Genomic DNA, 15211 nt, shown 5'->3' with positions numbered 1-15211 from the left:
GCGGGAGCAAGCTCCCTCGCCACAGTGATCTGTGCAGATGCCTAGGCATTGTTTTCCCCCAACACAATCCGCCCACTGGAGCAGGCCGCCGTGTCATTGCGGTAGGCGAAGTACAGCTTGCCGCGCTCGTGGTCGAAGCGCAGGTGCAGTTGGATTTCATCGCCGGGCCGAACCAGTTGCTGGAATTTCAGCACTTCCATACCGACGAACCGGGGCGGCAGGTCCAGCAATTGCCGGCCAAGGCTCAAGGCCCAATCGACCTGCACCACGCCCGGCAGTACCGGCGCGGTGGGGAAGTGGCCGCTGAAGTACGCCAGGTCTGGCGGTACGATCAGTTGCAGGCTCCACTCACCGTCGGTTTCGACGTGTTCCAACACTTCGGGAGCCTTGGGGCGTGGCGCCATCAGCAGCGCCTCGACCTCGGCCTGGGGCAGCTTGCCCTGGGCGTTGAGCGGCAACTGCCGCAACCAGCGCCAGCGCCGTGGCAGGGCGAGGGTTTCGCAATGTTCGCTCAGGTGCCGGCGCAGGCCCTCGGTGACGGCGCGCCGGCCCTGGTTGCGCAAGGCTCGCAGGCCAGCGTCGCTCAGCACCAGCAGCGCGCCGAGGGAGGCGCGATTCTCCTGCACCACCCCCAGCCGCGCTTCGCTGACCCAGTCGTGGGCCACCAGCGCTTGTTCGAGCATCGGCAGGGAGATGCGTTTTTCTTCGAGCTTGACGATACGGTCCAGTCGCCCGAGCAACTCAAAGCGCCCATCTTCGGCGATTCGTGCCGCGTCGGCGGTGTGTTCCACATGCCCGGTCGGCAGATAGGGCGAGGCGATCAGCAAGGCGCCGTCGCTGTCCTGGCTCAGTTCGACGTCGGCAAAGGGTTGCCACAATCCGCTACCCTGACGCCAGGCGATGCCGCCGGTTTCCGAACTGCCGAAAATTTCCGTCGGCCATTGCCCCAGGCGCTGCTGCAAGCTTTGCGCTGCCTCGGCGGGCAAGGCGCCGCCAGAGGAGAACACCCGGCGCACGCAGCTCAAGGCCGGCCAATCGAGGTTGTCGCCCATGCGCTTGAGCAGCGCTGGGCTGGCGACCCAGGCGAAGGCCGGTTGCTCACGGCTGGCACGTTGCAGGTCTTCGGGGAAGGCCAATTGCCGACGCACGAAGGTACGCCCGGCGCACAGCGGCCACAGCACCCGGAACAGCAACCCGTAGATGTGCTGGGTAGCAACGCTGCCGATCATGCAGGCCGGGCCCAGGTCGGCGCCCCACAGGTGCTCCAGGGCCTGGACCTCGTTACTCAACTGGCGCAGGGTTTTCTCGATGCGCTTGGGCTCGCCGCTGGAGCCGGAGGTGCACAGGCTCAGCCAGCAGTGATCGAGGTCCAGTTCGGCGGCGTCCATCGGCGCTTGTTGCAGGTCGCCGGGATGTGTATCGCCGGGCTGGTCGGTCAGCCACAGGTCCACGTCCGCCGCCCAGCGCTGGCGTGTCTGCGCTTGCAGGTCGGCGGGAAGCAGGACCCGGACCCCGGCGCGCCAGGCACCCAGCAGGGCGACGGCCAGGTCGGCGGCATCTTCCAGGTGCACCGCCACATGCCGCACGCCCCGAGCGTGCAGGCCAGCCGCCAGGCGCAATGCCGCGTCCCGCAGTTGCGAGTGATTCAGCGCCGGATCGACCGCAACGGCGCGTTCCGGCTGAGCCTTGAGCAGCATCTGCTCAAGTGTTATCCAATTCATGGGCGGCCTCTTACCCGTTGTCGTATGAGCCATTCAATGGCAAACAGCAGCCCCATCAATCCGTAGGAAATCAGGCCGGTGTACAACATCCACCAGCTCAGCGGCGCCCAGAGGGTCAGGGCGGCGGCGAGCAAACCGTTACATAGGAAAAACACACTCCAGGCCACCGTGACCTGACGCGTATACACCACCGCCTTGGCCGGCAGCTGCGGTTCGCGCAGGCGGGCCAGGCGTTCGATCATCGGCGGGCCGTATTTCAGGCTCAGCACGAACAGCCCGAGCATGAACGCGCTGATCAGCACCGGGTACCAGCGCAGCAGGAGCGGGCTGTCGAACAGCGCGAGCAATATGCAAAACACGATTGCCGTGGCCGCCATCCAGCGGTTGCCGGGCCCGTCTTTGCCAAGCAACGCCCGGGCCAGCCACAGGCTGCCCAGCAGCAGCCCGAACTGCCACGGGGCGAAGTGCTCCATGCCGAAATACACCGCAAAGGGGTAGAGCAGGCCCGCCAGCAGCAGGCCGAGGCCAATCAGCCGGGTCATGCGGCCGGTTGGACCAGTCGATAAACCGCCTCGACCACGTCATTGACGGTGCGCACCGACTTGAATTCTTCGGCGGCGATTTTCTTGCCGGTCTGACGCTTGATATGGTCGATCAGGTCGACCGCGTCGATGCTGTCGATTTCCAGGTCCTGGTACAGGTTCGATTCCAGCGTCACACGCTCAGGGTCCAGCTCGAAAAGCTCGACCAGAGCATCGCGCAGGGTGTGGAAAATATCGTCACGAGTTTGCATGATCCGGTCTCAGGGGCGTTTTGCAGTGACGAAGGCCGCAAGGCTTGCCACATTGCTGAAATGGTTACGGGTGTCCTTGGCGTCGGCGTCTATCTTGATGCCGTACTCCTTCTGGATCGCCAGGCCGAGCTCCAGGGCATCCACCGAGTCCAGGCCCAGGCCTTCGCCGAACAGGGTCTGGTGGTCACCGATATCGTCGATGCCGATGTCCTCCAGGCCGAGGGCGTCGATGATCAGCTGTTTGATGTCACGGTGCAGATCGCTCATCTTCGGCGAGCTCCTTGATGTAATAGTGATGCAAAAAATCGTTGAGCCTGCGCGAAGCCTGGGGTGGCGGGCCGAGCGCGGCGAACGCCTGTGGGTCTATATCGGCCCCGACGTGGAAACTGAAGTGCACGCGGCGTCGGGGGATGCGATACCAGGGTTCAGCCTTGGTCAGGGTCGTGGGGCAGACCTTGATCGTGACGGGTGTGAGGATTTTCGCACCCCGCAGGGCGATGGCCGCAGCCCCCCGATGAAAGGCTGGCACCTGGCCTGGCTGGGTGCGCGTCCCTTCGGGGAATACGATCAGCGTCTGACCCTCTTGCAAGGCGTCGCTGGCGGCATCGAGCATGTCCATGCTGCCGTCGTTGCTGATGTATTGGGTCGAACGCAGTGGGCCCCGGGTAAAGGGGTTGTCCCAGAGGCTTTGCTTGACCACGCAGTTGGCGTCGCGCACCAGCCCGATCAGGAACACCACGTCGATCAGCGACGGGTGGTTGGCAATGATCATCTGCCCGGGGCGCCCGAGCCGTTCGGCGCCGTCGATCTGGTAGGTGAGCACGCCGGTACGGGCCATGAACCGAATAAAGAACCAGAACAACCGCCCGACCGTGCGGCGCGCCCTTTGGCGGTGGGCCTGGGCATCGCCGGGCCACCAGGCCAGCAACGGGAACACCAGCAAACGCAGGCACAGCCCGCCCAGCCCGAACAGGGCGAAGCTTGCAGCGGTCGCGACCAGGCGCCAGTAATAGGCGTCGCGATGTTTACCGGTCACCGGTTGCGTTGCCAGGTCCATACACGATTCTTCCAGGCATGTTGGCAGGTGGTTTTGTCGTCCAGCAGCGTACGCAATAGATCCAGGGCATGGGGCCAGTCGCTGCCCGGCGATTGGCCGGACTGTGCGCCCAGGTCCAGTTGCCAGTCGTCGCCCGGGGTTAGCAGTAGGCCCATGGCATAGGGAAACGGCACGTCATCGACCCACGGTGCATAGACTTGCGGAGGCTGTTCTTCGGTGATCACCAGCAACACCGCAGGCGATCCTTCATTCAACAGCGCGGCGGCCTCCAGCACGCCGTGTTCCAACCCGTCGCCGGCAGCGGCCAGGGCGGTCATTTCGCTGGTTTCGCCGCGCATGATCGACCACAGGCCAATTACCGCGTTGTGCACCGACAGGCTGAATTGGGTCGGCGACAAAGGCTGGTCGGCTGCCAGGTCCTTGAGAATCTCAAAAGTGCGCGGGGTTTCGCCGTGGCGGGAAATAAAGACCAACGGTAGGTCCGGCCGGCCCTCGGCCAGTGGCCAGCCGACACTGAAGGCCATTCGCGCCAAGCGGCTGAGGCGCCGGCGCTGCATGGCCGGCAGGAACGATACGTCAGGGGCGGCATCGCTGGGCGGCAATACGACCGGCTGTCGGCTCCATGCCTGCCAATCGTCCACGCTTTCGAGCCCAGGGGCCCACGCGCGCCATTGGGCGATATTGAAATTGATCACAAACTTCACCCCACCCCTGCGGGCTTTTATTGTCACGGTTCAGTGGTTTGACCCGCGTCCAACCCTGCATGGCCTTGCGACCCAAGTGGCGCGCATTATCCCGGTGCGGTTGGCTTGTAGCAAATACTGGTTACATTTTGCTCAGCGAAATGTACGAGTTGGTCCGCTCAATGCCAGGCTGGGACCATTGTCGCTATCAGCACGAGCCTGTCTGTCGGTTGTTTCTGTCATTGTCTGGTCGAATTGACGCCTGAATCGTTGGAAAAGCCACTGTTGCTGTAGTCCTTCTACGCAGAAGGTAGCTAAGCGGTGTCGCTGCCTACTACACTCGGGAATCTTTGATACACGGAGGTTTTGACATGCGGCGTGTGGTGTTCAATCAGAAAGGTGGCGTGGGCAAATCCAGCATCGCCTGCAATCTGGCGGCAGTCAGCGCCAGCGAAGGCTATCGCACGCTGTTGGTGGACCTGGATGCCCAGGCCAACTCCACTCAATACCTGACTGGCTTGACCGGCGATGACATTCCCATGGGCATTGCTGACTTCTTCAAGCAAACCCTGTCGTCCGGGCCGTTCTCGAAAAAGAACAAGGTGGATATCTACGAAACGCCGTTCGACAACCTGCACGTGATCACCGCCACGGCGGAGCTGACGGATCTGCAGCCCAAGCTTGAGGCCAAGCACAAGATCAACAAGCTGCGCAAACTGCTCGAAGAGCTGGAGGAAGATTACGACCGGATTTACCTGGATACCCCGCCCGCACTGAATTTCTATGCGGTTTCAGCATTGATCGCCGCCGATCGAGTGCTGATCCCCTTCGACTGCGACAGCTTCTCCCGACAGGCGCTGTATGGCCTGCTGGCGGAAATCGAAGAGCTCAAGGACGACCATAACGAAGGCCTGGAAGTCGAAGGCATCGTGGTCAACCAGTTCCAGGCCCGGGCCAGCCTGCCACAGCAGATTCTCGACGAACTGATCGCCGAAGGGCTGCCGGTATTGCCGGTGTACCTGAGCAGTTCGGTGCGCATGCGCGAATCCCACCAGGCCAGCCTGCCGCTGATCCACCTCGACCCACGGCACAAGCTGACCTTGCAGTTCATGGAGTTGCATAGCCTGCTGGAAAGCGCCTGAATCTGACCTGTGCAAAACCCATGTGGGAGCAACCGTGTGGGAGCAAGGCTTGCCCGCGATGAAAACGCCGCGGTCTCTTGAGGACCGCAGCGCCTGGATCGCGAGCAAGCTTTGCTCCCACAAAGCCCGCTCCCACAGTTATCTCATGGCTTCAAATCCCCTGACTGCGCAACCACCCCATCAACTGCGGCAACGGCAGCGCCCCACTCTGGCGCGCCACTTCCCTGCCGTCCTTGAACAGAATCAGGCTGGGAATCGAGCGAATGCCCAACTGCGCCGACAGTTGCTGGTTGGCCTCGCTGTCTAGCTTGGCCAACCGGCATTTGCCCGCCAGCTGCGCGGCGGCTTGTTCGAACACGGGCGCGAAGGACTTGCACGGCCCACACCAATCGGCCCATACATCCACCAGCAACGGCAGGTCACCCTTGATCTGGCTGGCGTAGTCGCCTTGTTTGAGTTCGAACGGTTTGCTCAATAACACCTGGGCCTTGCAGCGCCCGCACTTGGGCTGGTCGCCCAGGCGTTCGGCGGGTATGCGATTGAGCCCGTTGCAATGGGGGCAGGGGATCAGCATCAGATCAGTCTCCAGAAAATCATTGGCACAGATTGAACACTATATAGAAACCACCACAAAAACTTGTGGGAGCGGGCTTGCTCGCGATGGCGGTGTATCAGTCAATATTGCATCGACTGTCAGACCGCTATCGTCGGATCGCCGCCCGGAGCAAGCTCGCTCCCACAGGGGTAAATCGGTGTGGCTGTTATTTAGCGTTGGTCAGCGTGTTATAGCTGGTCATCAGGTTGCGGTAGTCCGGGATGTGGTTGGAGAACAAGGTCGCCAGCCCTTCCACGTCGTTGCGCCAGTCGCGGTGCAGTTCACAAGCCAGGCCGAACCAGGTCATCAGCTGCGCACCGGAGGATGACATGCGGTCCCAGGCCGATTGACGGGTCAGCTCGTTGAACGTGCCGGACGCATCGGTGACCACGAACACTTCGAAGCCTTCGGCCAGGGCCGACAGTGCCGGGAAGGCCACGCAGACTTCAGTCACCACGCCAGCGATGATCAGTTGCTTCTTGCCGGTGGCCTTGATCGCCTTGACGAAATCTTCGTTGTCCCAGGCATTGATCTGGCCAGGGCGAGCGATGTACGGCGCGTCCGGGAACAGGCTCTTGAGCTCGGGCATCAACGGGCCGTTGGGGCCGGTTTCGAAGCTGGTGGTGAGGATGGTCGGCAGTTGGAAGTACTTCGCCAGGTCAGCCAGGGCCAGCACGTTGTTCTTGAAGCGGTCCGGGTCGATGTCGCGTACCAGGGACAGCAGGCCGGCTTGGTGATCGACCAGCAGAACGGCGGCGTTATCTTTGTCGAGACGGTTGTAGGAAGTGGTCATGGCGTAGCCCTCATTAAGTTTTGGTTGCCGAAGGTTTCGGCGTGGTTAAGGTTTTTAATGGCGGTGTAGCGATTGATCAGTGACTCATCCGGTCGAAGCGCCCCGGCTTCAATCCGTGTTGCGTTTCGATGGGTGTAGATTAAAACTGGCACCTTTGATGCGCTAGACTGCAAAAATTCGCCTTAGCGTTCTATTTGGAGAACGATCATCGAAGACCTCAACACGCTTTACTACTTCACCCAGGTGGTCGAGCACCGTGGGTTCGCCGCTGCGGGTCGGGCGCTGGACATGCCAAAGTCCAAGCTCAGCCGGCGTATCGCTCAGTTGGAAGATCGGCTCGGGGTACGCTTGCTCCATCGCACCAGCCGCCACTGCACGTTAACGGAGATCGGCCAGGCCTATTACCAGCGCTGCCTGGCGATGCGGGTCGAAGCCGAGAGCGCGGCGGAAGTGATCGAACGCAACCGCTCCGAGCCCCAGGGGCTGGTACGCATCAGTTGCCCGACGGCGCTGCTCAACAGCTGGGTCGGGCCGATGCTGACCCGCTACATGCTCAAGTACCCGCGGGTGGAGTTGTTCATCGAGAGCACCAACCGCCGGGTGGACCTGATCCATGAAGGGTTCGATATCGCCTTGCGGGTGCGCTTTCCGCCGCTGGAAAACACCGACATGGTCATGAAAGTGCTGAGCAACAGCACCCAGTGCCTGGTGGGCAGCCCGGCGTTCCTGGAGCGCTTGTCTTCACCGGCCTCCCCGGCAGACCTCAACGGCTTGCCCAGCGTGCACTGGGGGGCGGCGCAGCGTGAGTACCAGTGGGAATTGTTCGGTCCGGACGGCACCCGTGCGCTGATCCGCCATGAACCGCGCATGGTCACCGACGACCTGCTGGCCCTGCGTCACGCCGTGCTGGCCGGCATTGGCATCGCCCACCTGCCCACCGTGGTGGTGCGCGAAGACATAGCGGCCGGCCGATTGGTGGAACTGGTGCCGGGCTGGACGCCCAAGTGCGGGATCGTCCATGCGATCTTTGCTTCACGACGCGGGTTGCTGCCGTCGGTGCGTACGTTGATTGACTTTCTGGCCGAGGAGTTCAGCCACAGTGATATGGCGTAGCGTGGAGGCAGCCATGCCAGTGTATTTCCCTTGTGTGGGCTTGCTTGCGATGGTGGCCTGATAGTTGGTCGGGGGGGGGTGACCGGGTACATATCCATTTCTGCGGTAACGGCCACTTAGGGTTCCGCTCTTACAGCGGGTCACTTTCGAAAAGCCCGGAAGCCGGCCCAGTCGAAAGTAACCAAAGCGCTCATGCCCCACCACTTGGCACCTCGCCTAGGCTCGGTGTGCCCTCACTCCGGCATTGTTCCGTGGGCCCGCCGCGAAGGGCCATCCATGGCCCAGCGCGGCTAACCCGGCATCCATGCCGGGTTGCCCACTCCACAATGCCTGCGTTCGGCCAGCGTGGTTAACGGGGCGGCGAGATCAACGTCCATCGCGAGGCGGCCTGATAGCCGGCCTGGCTCTCCCTCTCGTACTCCAATCCCATTGTGGAGCTTGCACTCAAGGCTGCCATTCATCAGGTGCGCCGCACTGAAAAGGTGTCACGGCCTCAAAAAGACACCAAGTATCTGTTTGCAGACTCAGGAGGTCCCATGAGCCATCCTCAAGACCCAGCCACTCCCCAAACAGTGGACAACCCCAACGATGACGGCTTCGTCCTCGGCACCGCCGGCCGCGACGAAGACCCCAACGCCGCCCCGTCCTACGCCACCGACCGCCGCCATGACCGGGACGAACTTACCCCTGAAGACGCCCGCGGCATGCCCGGCTATCCCGAGGAAAAGCCAGCGGCCAAACCCAAGGAGAAGGGGGTTGAAGAGGCAGAGCCGGGGATCGAGACGCCTGAGCAGGGGAACGATAAGGTTGGGTGAGCAGGCGGCGATGAATTCAAGCTCGCTCCCACATGGGGGCTGTGTGATCGCGATATTTGCGACAACAGCCCGCCCCTGTGGGAGCTAGCTTGCTCGCGATGACTCTCGTCCAGACATCCTGAATCCGTGGCGAGGGAGCTTGCTCCCGCTCGGCGGCGAAGCCGTCGTAAAACCGGTAGACGCAGTTTACCCGGAAGAACGCGTTGGCCCATTTGGGGCTGCTGCGCAGCCCAGCGGGAGCAAGCTCCCTCGCCACAAAAGCTGCGTAATCTCTCTTGCCGAGGTTATCGCAATTTACGATAGATCCAATCTGTGGTTAGCTCATCCATAGCAAAATGCGATGAGAAAAAAGATGAGTCCCCTAATAGAACAAGTCGCCGCCCATTGGGAGTTTGTGTCGCCCCTGCTGCGTAAGCCCAGGAGCGGAGAGGATTACGACCGGTTGGTTGCAGCGCTCGATGAATTGTTGGAGTTGGTTGGCGAAGAAGAAGCCCATCCGCTGATGAGCCTGGTGGACATCATCGGTGAATGGATCGAGGCCTGGGATCATCAACACCGGCCGATGCCCAAGGCCACTGGTGTTGAGGCGCTTCGTTATCTGATGCGCGAACACGGTTTGAGCCAGAGCGATTTGCCGGGCATAGGCGCCCAGTCGGTGGTATCGGAGATATTGAGCGGCAAGCGCCAGCTCAATTTAAGGCAGATCCGCTGGTTGGCGGAGCGCTTCGGCGTATCGGTTGAGACCTTTATTTGATGGCTTGGCGCGGCGCACTAACTGCGGCGAGGGAGCTTGCTCCCGCGCCACAGGGGGAGGCGCTATGTCGACTGGCGTGGGTCGACGTTGTCCAGTGCCCGGTTCGCCAAAAAGCTGCTCAGTTCGATCAACTGCTGAATGCCCAGGGCAATGTGCCGCTTGGGGCCTTCCAAGTCGAACGCCAGGTCACTGACCATGGCGTTGGCCGAGGCCAGGTTTTCGCTGAGGTTGGCGAGCAGGGTTTCGGTGTCGACGGCGTTGACGACGGCGAACAGTTGGCCTGGATCGGTATCGGGCGGATTGGGGGTTGCTTTGAACATGGTGAATCTCCGTGATTGGTTGAGCCACCACGACCTATCGCTAAACAAGTAAAGGTGGCGGCTGTACGCAGGTTAGCGATCCGGGTCACAGAAGCCCCGGGTAGACCAGAAGGTCTCCCACGCACAGCCACCATTAAGCGAGTTGCAGACGTAAAAGACTGCAATCGAGACTGGGCATTGTTGCGTCTGTGTTGAGTCGGATCGCTAAACCCGATCGCTGATTTTCAGCGACGGGGAAAACGATAAAGCCCGACCCCCAGGCGCACAAGCCGGCGGATTCTGGCGTAGTTGTAGGCAATGGCGCAAGGCGGCGTAGCCTGCTCCTGAATGGTCCTACATCGAAATAAACGCGGTGATCGTCAAGGGGAGTGGATTGGCTTCATGTGGTGAATTGAAGATCGCCATCGCGAGCAAGCTCGCTCCCACAAGGGTGGCTGTGTGATCGCGATATTTGCGGCAACACCCAACCCCTGTGGGAGCGAGCTTGCTCGCGATGACTTTTTCCCAGGCAACCCCGAACCTGCGGCAAGGGAGGGTTACGACGAGCAACTGATCTCCAGGTGCTTGCCCCACTCCGGCGGACGTTGCGCATAGCTGTCCATGCCTGGTTGTTCTTCGAACGGCTTGCTCAGCACGGTGTGCAGGCGGCGAACTTCTTCGTAGTCGCCGGATTCGGCAGCGTCGATGGCTTTCTGCGCCAGGTAGTTGCGCAGCACGTACAGCGGGTTGACAGCGTGCATGCGGGCGCGGCGTTGGTCTTGGTCGACGGGGCCTTCGCGGTTGACGCGGGCTACGTAGAGTTCGCCCCAGGCGTCGAAGCCCTTGAGGTCGACGAAGTCATCGCGAAGGGTGGCGACGGCTTGCTCGGGCGCCTGGTCGCCCAGTCGGCGGAAGAACAGGCTGTAGTCGACGCCGCTGTTCTGCATCAATTGCAGCAGACGCTCCAGTAACTTCTGGTCATCTTCCTCGGCGCAGGTCAGGCCGAGACGGCGGCGCATCAGGTCCAGGTAGTGGGCTTGGTACAGCGGCAAGTACAGGCCAAGGGTCTCACGCAGGGCTTCGACGCTGATGAACGGCGTCAGGGCCTGGGCCAGGGCGCTGAGGTTCCACTGGCCGATGGGCACCTGGTTGCTGAATGAGTAGCGGCCCTGGTCATCGGAGTGGTTGCAGATGAAGTTGGCGTCGAAGTCGTCGAGGAAGGCGAACGGCCCGAAGTCGAAGGTGATGCCCAGGATCGACATGTTGTCGGTGTTCATCACGCCGTGACAGAAACCGTAGGCCTGCCATTTGGCAATCAGCTCGGCGTTGCGCTCGACGATTTCGCGGAACATCGCCAGGTACGGCTCCGGCTGCTCACGGCACTCGGCAAAATGCAGGTTCAACACATGCTCGGCGAGGACCGCCTGCAGCTCGGGTTTCTTGGTGTAGTAGAAATATTCGAAATGCCCGAAGCGCACGTGGCTGGGCGCCAGGCGCAGCACCATGGCGGCGCGCTCCTGCTTTTCGCGCCACACCGGGGTGTCCGAGCCGATCACGCACAAGGCGCGGGTGGAGGGGATGCCCAGGGCATGCAGGGCTTCGGAGGCGAGGAATTCGCGGATCGAGGAGCGCAGCACCGCGCGCCCGTCGCCCATCCGTGAGAACGGTGTCTGGCCAGCGCCCTTGAGGTGCAGGTCCCAATGCTCGCCGGCCTCGTTGTAGACCTCGCCCAGCAGCAACCCACGGCCATCGCCCAATTGCGGGTTGTAGTGACCGAACTGATGCCCCGAATACACCATCGCCCGGGGCTCGGTTTCAGCCCACAGCTTATGACCGCCGAAAATCTCGGCAAACAGCGGTGCCTGGGCTTCGGCCGGGTCCAGGTCCAGCAGCGCCATGGCCGCCGGGCTGGCGACGACCAGCCGTGGATTGTCGATGGGCTCGGGCAGCACGTGGGTCGATAAACCGTCGCCCAGGCGGGCGAAACGGTTATCGAAGGTCAAGGTTTCCAGCGTTTTCATGGCCGTCTCCGGCGCGCCGCCTTCAGGCAGCGCGCATCAGTCGAGTGTGTCTTGCGGCGGCTCGGGCACCGGTTTGATGCTGGCTACGGCCGAGGGTACGGGGCCGAGGGTTTTGTGCTCGGGCTCGGCGGGCACCAACTTGTACTCCTGGCCCTGAAGGTTCTTCAGATAGATTTCCATCTGCCGGAAGGAGATGTTGATGTGCTCCTTCTTGAACTCACGGTTGATGAACCGGTTGATCTCGTCCAGCACCGGGTTACGGTCGCCGAGGTCGCGTACATGCATGCGCAGCTCATGGTCGAGGGTACTTTCACCGAAGTTCAGGAAGTACACGATCGGTTCCGGCTCCTTCAACACCCGTGGGTTCTCGCGGGCGGCCTTGAGCAGCAGTTCGCGCACCCGATCCAGGTCCGAGCCGTAGTCCACGCCCAGTTTCAGGGTCACCCGGGTGACGGTGTCGGTCAGCGACCAGTTGATCAGTTGCCCGGTGATGAAGGTCTTGTTCGGGACGATGATGTCCTTGCGGTCGAAGTCGGTGATGGTGGTCGCCCGAATGCGGATCTTGCTGACCGTGCCCGACAGGTTGCCGATGGTGATGGTGTCGCCGATGCGCACCGGGCGCTCGAACAGGATCATGATGCCGGAGATGAAGTTGGCGAAGATCTCCTGCATGCCGAAGCCCAGGCCCACCGACAGCGCGGCCACCAGCCATTGCAGTTTGTCCCAGCTCACGCCCAGGGTGGACAGGGTGGTGACGAAACCGAAGCCTGCGATCACATAGGACAGCAGCGTGGTGGTGGCATAGGCACTGCCCTGGGCCAGGTTCAGTTTCGACAGCACGAACACTTCCAGCAGGCCCGGCAGGTTGCGCGCCAGGGCGAAGGTGATGCCGATGATGATCAGCGCCCCGAGCATGTCGCCAATGCTGATGGGCACCATGCTCATGTTGGCGCCGGTGCCGCTGGTGTATTCGTAGAGGGTGATGTTGTCCAGGTACGAGAACACGCTGATCAGATCCGACCAGACCCAGTACAGCGCGGCGATGAAACCGCCCAGCAACGCCAGGCGGATCAGGCGCAGGGACTGCTCGTTGACCTTCTCGATGTCCAGGGTCGGTTCCTCGACCACCGTTTCGCCGTCGCCGGCTTCCTTGGCGGCCTGGCGCTTGGCCAGGGCACGCTGGTAGGCCAGGCGCCGCGCCGCGACCGACAGGCCGCGGACGAAGGTGGCTTCGATCACCAGCCAGAACATCAGCAGGTACAGGGTGTTGATCAAGCGGTCGCTGAGTTTCAGCGCGGTGTAGTAGTAGCCGAAGCAGACCGCCACGAACAGCGCGATCGGTAGCGCGGTGAACAGCACCCCGACCGCCTTGCGGAACAGCGACGTGTTCTTGTGGGTCGGGCTGCTCAGCAGCAGACGGCTGAGCAACCACGCCATCAGCGCGTAGCAGGTCAGCACCACCGGCATGCCGAGCACGTCATCGGCCAGGGTCGAGGGTTGCAACTCGGCCACGGCCACCACCGCCACCAACGCCAGCACCACCAGCCCGAGCCGGCGGATCCAGCCCTGGAGGAATTCGACCTGGGGTTTCTCCCAGCGGAAATGCAACTCGGCCACACCGCCTGGTGCCAACACCCGGTAGGCGGTGTAGAACACCAGCCAGGCCTGGCCGATCTGCAGCAGCGCCGCACCGAGGTTGGCGTTCTGGCCGCGGGCGTCGATCTGCAAGGCGTAGCCGCAGAGGGTCAGTGCCAGGGCCACCGGCATCGCCAGGAGGATATTGATCAGGATCGCCTGGGGGGTGTGCCACTGGCTGTCGCGCTTGAAGTGACCGACGTCCTGGTGAACCTTGTTCAGGCGAGCATAGAGATTCTTGCGCCGCCACAGCAGCGCCCCGATCAGCAGCGCCAGGGGCAGGAACAGCAGTGGCCGCTGGGTCAGGCCATCGGCCAGCTCACTGAGACTCGAAGCCCAGGGCAGTGAGTCGATCTGCTTTTCCAGGCGCACCGGCACCGCACGCATCCATTCGAAATCCAGCGGCTTGTTGCTGGGAATCCAGAACATCTGCTCTTCGAGGGTCGCCCGCAGGTTCTGGGCGGTGCTGAGCAGTTGCTTCTGGTTGAGCTGCAAGGTGATGGATTCGTTGAGTACCGCACTCAACTCGCGGTTCAGGCGTTCCAGCAGGTCGACGCGGGTCAGGGCCAGTTCCAGCAAGGTCTTGCGCAGTTGCGGCGTGGCTTGTTCCGATGGCTGGGAGGCCAGCAGGTTGTCGACATAGGTGCTGGGATTGTTCAGCAGCTCACGTTGTTGGCTGACTTCGAACTGGTACAGGCGGATGTCGGCGATCTGGTCGGCCAGGTTCTGGTCCAGCTTCAAGCGCGGCAAGGTCTGGCGCTGCTTGTAGAGGATCTTGGAGAGCAGCAGGCTGCCCTTGAGCACGCTGATCTGCTCGTCCAGGGCGGCGTCGGTCTGGGTGACGCTGTCCAGCAGTTGCTTGGTCTGCAAGTTCTGCTGGGTGACCTCGTTGAGGCGGTCGGTGCTTTTGAGCAGGTAGTCGGAAAGCTTCAGGTTGGCCGCGCTTTCGGTCGCCAGCAAGCTGCTGCCACCGGCCTTCTGGGCTTCGATGGATTGCTGGGTCACCGTTTCCTGGGACTGGGCCAGGCGCTTCTGGTTGATCAGGTTTTGCAGCTCCTGGATTTCCTGCTCCGTGCGGGCGATTTTTTCCATCAGCAAATCGTGCTGACCGTTGCCCAGGTCCTGCAGTTGGCTGTTGCCGGCCAGCTCCTGGCGACGCAGCGGAATCAGCGCATTGAGCGCCGCCAGCTCGGCGTTGAGCTGGTCGCGCTGCTCGGCGCTCAAGGTCTTGCCGGCGTCTCGGCCAGCCTTGAGGATGGTGTTGATCTGCTGGATGCGGGTCTGGCTGCTGGAAATTTCCGCCTGGGCGCGCTCGGGGCGGGTTTGGGCGGTGATGATCAGGCTGTTGGCGTCGGCCAGGGCTTTTTGCAGATCACCCTGCTGGGTGGAGCGATCCGAGAGCATTTGCTCGAGTTGGGGAATCGGCAGGTTGGCATAGCGTTGCGCCACCGGCACCACCGTGGTGCCCTTGAGCCGCGCCAGCTCGCGCTGGTTCTCGATGTTCTGCTTGGGCGCGGTCGCCAGTTGCTGCTTGAGCGCCTGCAGCTTCTGTTCGTAGTCGGCCTTGTTGTTGAGCTGGGTCAGAGTGTTCTGCAACAAGGTTTGCAGGGCTTTCTGCTCGGCTTCCGGCAGTTTGCGGTCGGCGATCTTGTCCAGGCTGGCTTGCACCGAAGCGCTGGCGGGAAGATCAGCGGCTTGCAGTGTGCAGACGGAGAGACTCAGGCCCAGCAGGGCGATGGCAAAAAAGGAGCGCAGGGTAGGCATAGAGACCGGTCAAGCAAGTGAGAGTG

15 protein-coding genes are annotated in these 15211 nt (G+C 62.1%); 4 read left to right on the top strand and 11 right to left on the bottom strand.

The window, feature by feature from the left end; all coding sequences use genetic code 11:
- Positions 1-41 precede the first annotated feature (41 nt).
- Genes Q7F16_RS19755 through Q7F16_RS19730 form a run of 6 tightly spaced genes read right to left on the bottom strand, consistent with a single transcriptional unit; the run spans position 42 to position 4266 of the window.
- Complete coding sequence (locus Q7F16_RS19755) at positions 42-1721, bottom strand: AMP-binding protein (RefSeq protein WP_409556676.1); 1680 nt, start codon at positions 1719-1721, stop codon at positions 42-44.
- Positions 1718-2263 (bottom strand): membrane protein, encoded by a 546-nt coding sequence (locus Q7F16_RS19750; RefSeq protein ID WP_046065105.1) that lies wholly within the window; start codon positions 2261-2263, stop codon positions 1718-1720. The genes Q7F16_RS19755 and Q7F16_RS19750 overlap by 4 nt, the downstream gene beginning before the upstream one ends.
- Entirely contained in the window at positions 2260-2514 is a 255-nt protein-coding gene (locus tag Q7F16_RS19745; protein WP_003197040.1) for an acyl carrier protein, read from the bottom strand. Before Q7F16_RS19745 ends, Q7F16_RS19750 begins: the two co-directional genes overlap by 4 nt.
- Positions 2515-2523: 9 nt before the next feature.
- Positions 2524-2781 carry a phosphopantetheine-binding protein gene (locus tag Q7F16_RS19740; RefSeq protein ID WP_014336216.1) on the bottom strand — a complete coding sequence of 86 codons (258 nt, stop codon included), beginning with the start codon at positions 2779-2781 and terminating at the stop codon, positions 2524-2526.
- A complete protein-coding gene (locus Q7F16_RS19735; RefSeq protein WP_046065107.1) occupies positions 2762-3571 on the bottom strand; it encodes a lysophospholipid acyltransferase family protein in 810 nt (269 codons plus the stop codon). The genes Q7F16_RS19740 and Q7F16_RS19735 overlap by 20 nt, the downstream gene beginning before the upstream one ends.
- Positions 3547-4266 (bottom strand): beta-ketoacyl synthase chain length factor, encoded by a 720-nt coding sequence (locus Q7F16_RS19730; protein WP_046065117.1) that lies wholly within the window; start codon positions 4264-4266, stop codon positions 3547-3549. Before Q7F16_RS19730 ends, Q7F16_RS19735 begins: the two co-directional genes overlap by 25 nt.
- Positions 4267-4625: 359 nt before the next feature.
- Here Q7F16_RS19730 and Q7F16_RS19725 point away from each other — a divergent pair, with 359 nt between their 5' ends.
- Positions 4626-5396, top strand: coding sequence for a ParA family protein (locus Q7F16_RS19725; RefSeq protein ID WP_003197050.1), 771 nt, complete (start codon positions 4626-4628; stop codon positions 5394-5396).
- A gap of 151 nt (positions 5397-5547) precedes the next feature.
- On the opposite strand, the gene trxC is transcribed toward Q7F16_RS19725, so the two are convergent.
- Positions 5548-5970: a thioredoxin TrxC gene (gene trxC, locus Q7F16_RS19720; protein ID WP_046065108.1), complete on the bottom strand. Its 423-nt coding sequence runs from the start codon at positions 5968-5970 to the stop codon at positions 5548-5550.
- A 187-nt stretch (positions 5971-6157) separates the two neighbouring features.
- Positions 6158-6784, bottom strand: a complete 627-nt coding sequence (ycaC, locus tag Q7F16_RS19715) for an isochorismate family cysteine hydrolase YcaC (protein WP_014336221.1) — start codon at positions 6782-6784, stop codon at positions 6158-6160.
- A gap of 207 nt (positions 6785-6991) precedes the next feature.
- Between ycaC and Q7F16_RS19710 the strand changes: the two genes are divergently transcribed.
- The 3 genes from Q7F16_RS19710 to Q7F16_RS19700 all read left to right on the top strand — a co-directional run bounded on the left by Q7F16_RS19710 (position 6992) and on the right by Q7F16_RS19700 (position 9466).
- Positions 6992-7897: a LysR family transcriptional regulator gene (locus tag Q7F16_RS19710; RefSeq protein ID WP_409556746.1), complete on the top strand. Its 906-nt coding sequence runs from the start codon at positions 6992-6994 to the stop codon at positions 7895-7897.
- Between the two features lie 536 nt (positions 7898-8433).
- Positions 8434-8712 carry a hypothetical protein gene (locus tag Q7F16_RS19705; RefSeq protein WP_409556677.1) on the top strand — a complete coding sequence of 93 codons (279 nt, stop codon included), beginning with the start codon at positions 8434-8436 and terminating at the stop codon, positions 8710-8712.
- Positions 8713-9064: 352 nt separating this feature from the next.
- Positions 9065-9466 carry a helix-turn-helix domain-containing protein gene (locus tag Q7F16_RS19700; RefSeq protein WP_409556747.1) on the top strand — a complete coding sequence of 134 codons (402 nt, stop codon included), beginning with the start codon at positions 9065-9067 and terminating at the stop codon, positions 9464-9466.
- Between the two features lie 62 nt (positions 9467-9528).
- On the opposite strand, the gene Q7F16_RS19695 is transcribed toward Q7F16_RS19700, so the two are convergent.
- The 3 genes from Q7F16_RS19695 to mscK form a co-directional block, all read right to left on the bottom strand.
- Positions 9529-9786, bottom strand: a complete 258-nt coding sequence (locus Q7F16_RS19695) for a DUF6124 family protein (RefSeq protein ID WP_409556678.1) — start codon at positions 9784-9786, stop codon at positions 9529-9531.
- A 536-nt stretch (positions 9787-10322) separates the two neighbouring features.
- On the bottom strand, positions 10323-11786 hold the full coding sequence (gene selO / locus Q7F16_RS19690; RefSeq protein ID WP_409556679.1) for a protein adenylyltransferase SelO: 1464 nt from the start codon (positions 11784-11786) through the stop codon (positions 10323-10325).
- Positions 11787-11822: 36 nt separating this feature from the next.
- Positions 11823-15185 (bottom strand): mechanosensitive channel MscK, encoded by a 3363-nt coding sequence (mscK, locus tag Q7F16_RS19685; RefSeq protein ID WP_409556680.1) that lies wholly within the window; start codon positions 15183-15185, stop codon positions 11823-11825.
- Positions 15186-15211: the final 26 nt, after the last annotated feature.

The sequence above is a fragment of the Pseudomonas sp. Lb2C2 genome (genome assembly GCF_052112205.1).
GTDB lineage: Bacteria > Pseudomonadota > Gammaproteobacteria > Pseudomonadales > Pseudomonadaceae > Aquipseudomonas > Aquipseudomonas kilonensis.
The sequence above is the reverse complement of the archived record's forward strand: the minus strand, read 5'-3'. Positions and strand labels throughout refer to the sequence as shown.

Excerpts from the sequence above, each read along its gene's own strand:
- Q7F16_RS19755 (WP_409556676.1), bottom strand. The coding sequence starts at position 1,721 with ATGAATTGGATAACACTTGAGCAGATGCTGCTCAAGGCTCAGCCGGAA.
- Q7F16_RS19750 (WP_046065105.1), bottom strand. The coding sequence starts at position 2,263 with ATGACCCGGCTGATTGGCCTCGGCCTGCTGCTGGCGGGCCTGCTCTAC.
- Q7F16_RS19745 (WP_003197040.1), bottom strand. The coding sequence starts at position 2,514 with ATGCAAACTCGTGACGATATTTTCCACACCCTGCGCGATGCTCTGGTC.
- Q7F16_RS19740 (WP_014336216.1), bottom strand. The coding sequence starts at position 2,781 with ATGAGCGATCTGCACCGTGACATCAAACAGCTGATCATCGACGCCCTC.
- Q7F16_RS19735 (WP_046065107.1), bottom strand. The coding sequence starts at position 3,571 with ATGGACCTGGCAACGCAACCGGTGACCGGTAAACATCGCGACGCCTAT.
- Q7F16_RS19725 (WP_003197050.1), top strand. The coding sequence starts at position 4,626 with ATGCGGCGTGTGGTGTTCAATCAGAAAGGTGGCGTGGGCAAATCCAGC.
- trxC (WP_046065108.1), bottom strand. The coding sequence starts at position 5,970 with ATGCTGATCCCCTGCCCCCATTGCAACGGGCTCAATCGCATACCCGCC.
- ycaC (WP_014336221.1), bottom strand. The coding sequence starts at position 6,784 with ATGACCACTTCCTACAACCGTCTCGACAAAGATAACGCCGCCGTTCTG.
- Q7F16_RS19705 (WP_409556677.1), top strand. The coding sequence starts at position 8,434 with ATGAGCCATCCTCAAGACCCAGCCACTCCCCAAACAGTGGACAACCCC.
- Q7F16_RS19700 (WP_409556747.1), top strand. The coding sequence starts at position 9,065 with ATGAGTCCCCTAATAGAACAAGTCGCCGCCCATTGGGAGTTTGTGTCG.
- Q7F16_RS19695 (WP_409556678.1), bottom strand. The coding sequence starts at position 9,786 with ATGTTCAAAGCAACCCCCAATCCGCCCGATACCGATCCAGGCCAACTG.
- selO (WP_409556679.1), bottom strand. The coding sequence starts at position 11,786 with ATGAAAACGCTGGAAACCTTGACCTTCGATAACCGTTTCGCCCGCCTG.
- mscK (WP_409556680.1), bottom strand. The coding sequence starts at position 15,185 with ATGCCTACCCTGCGCTCCTTTTTTGCCATCGCCCTGCTGGGCCTGAGT.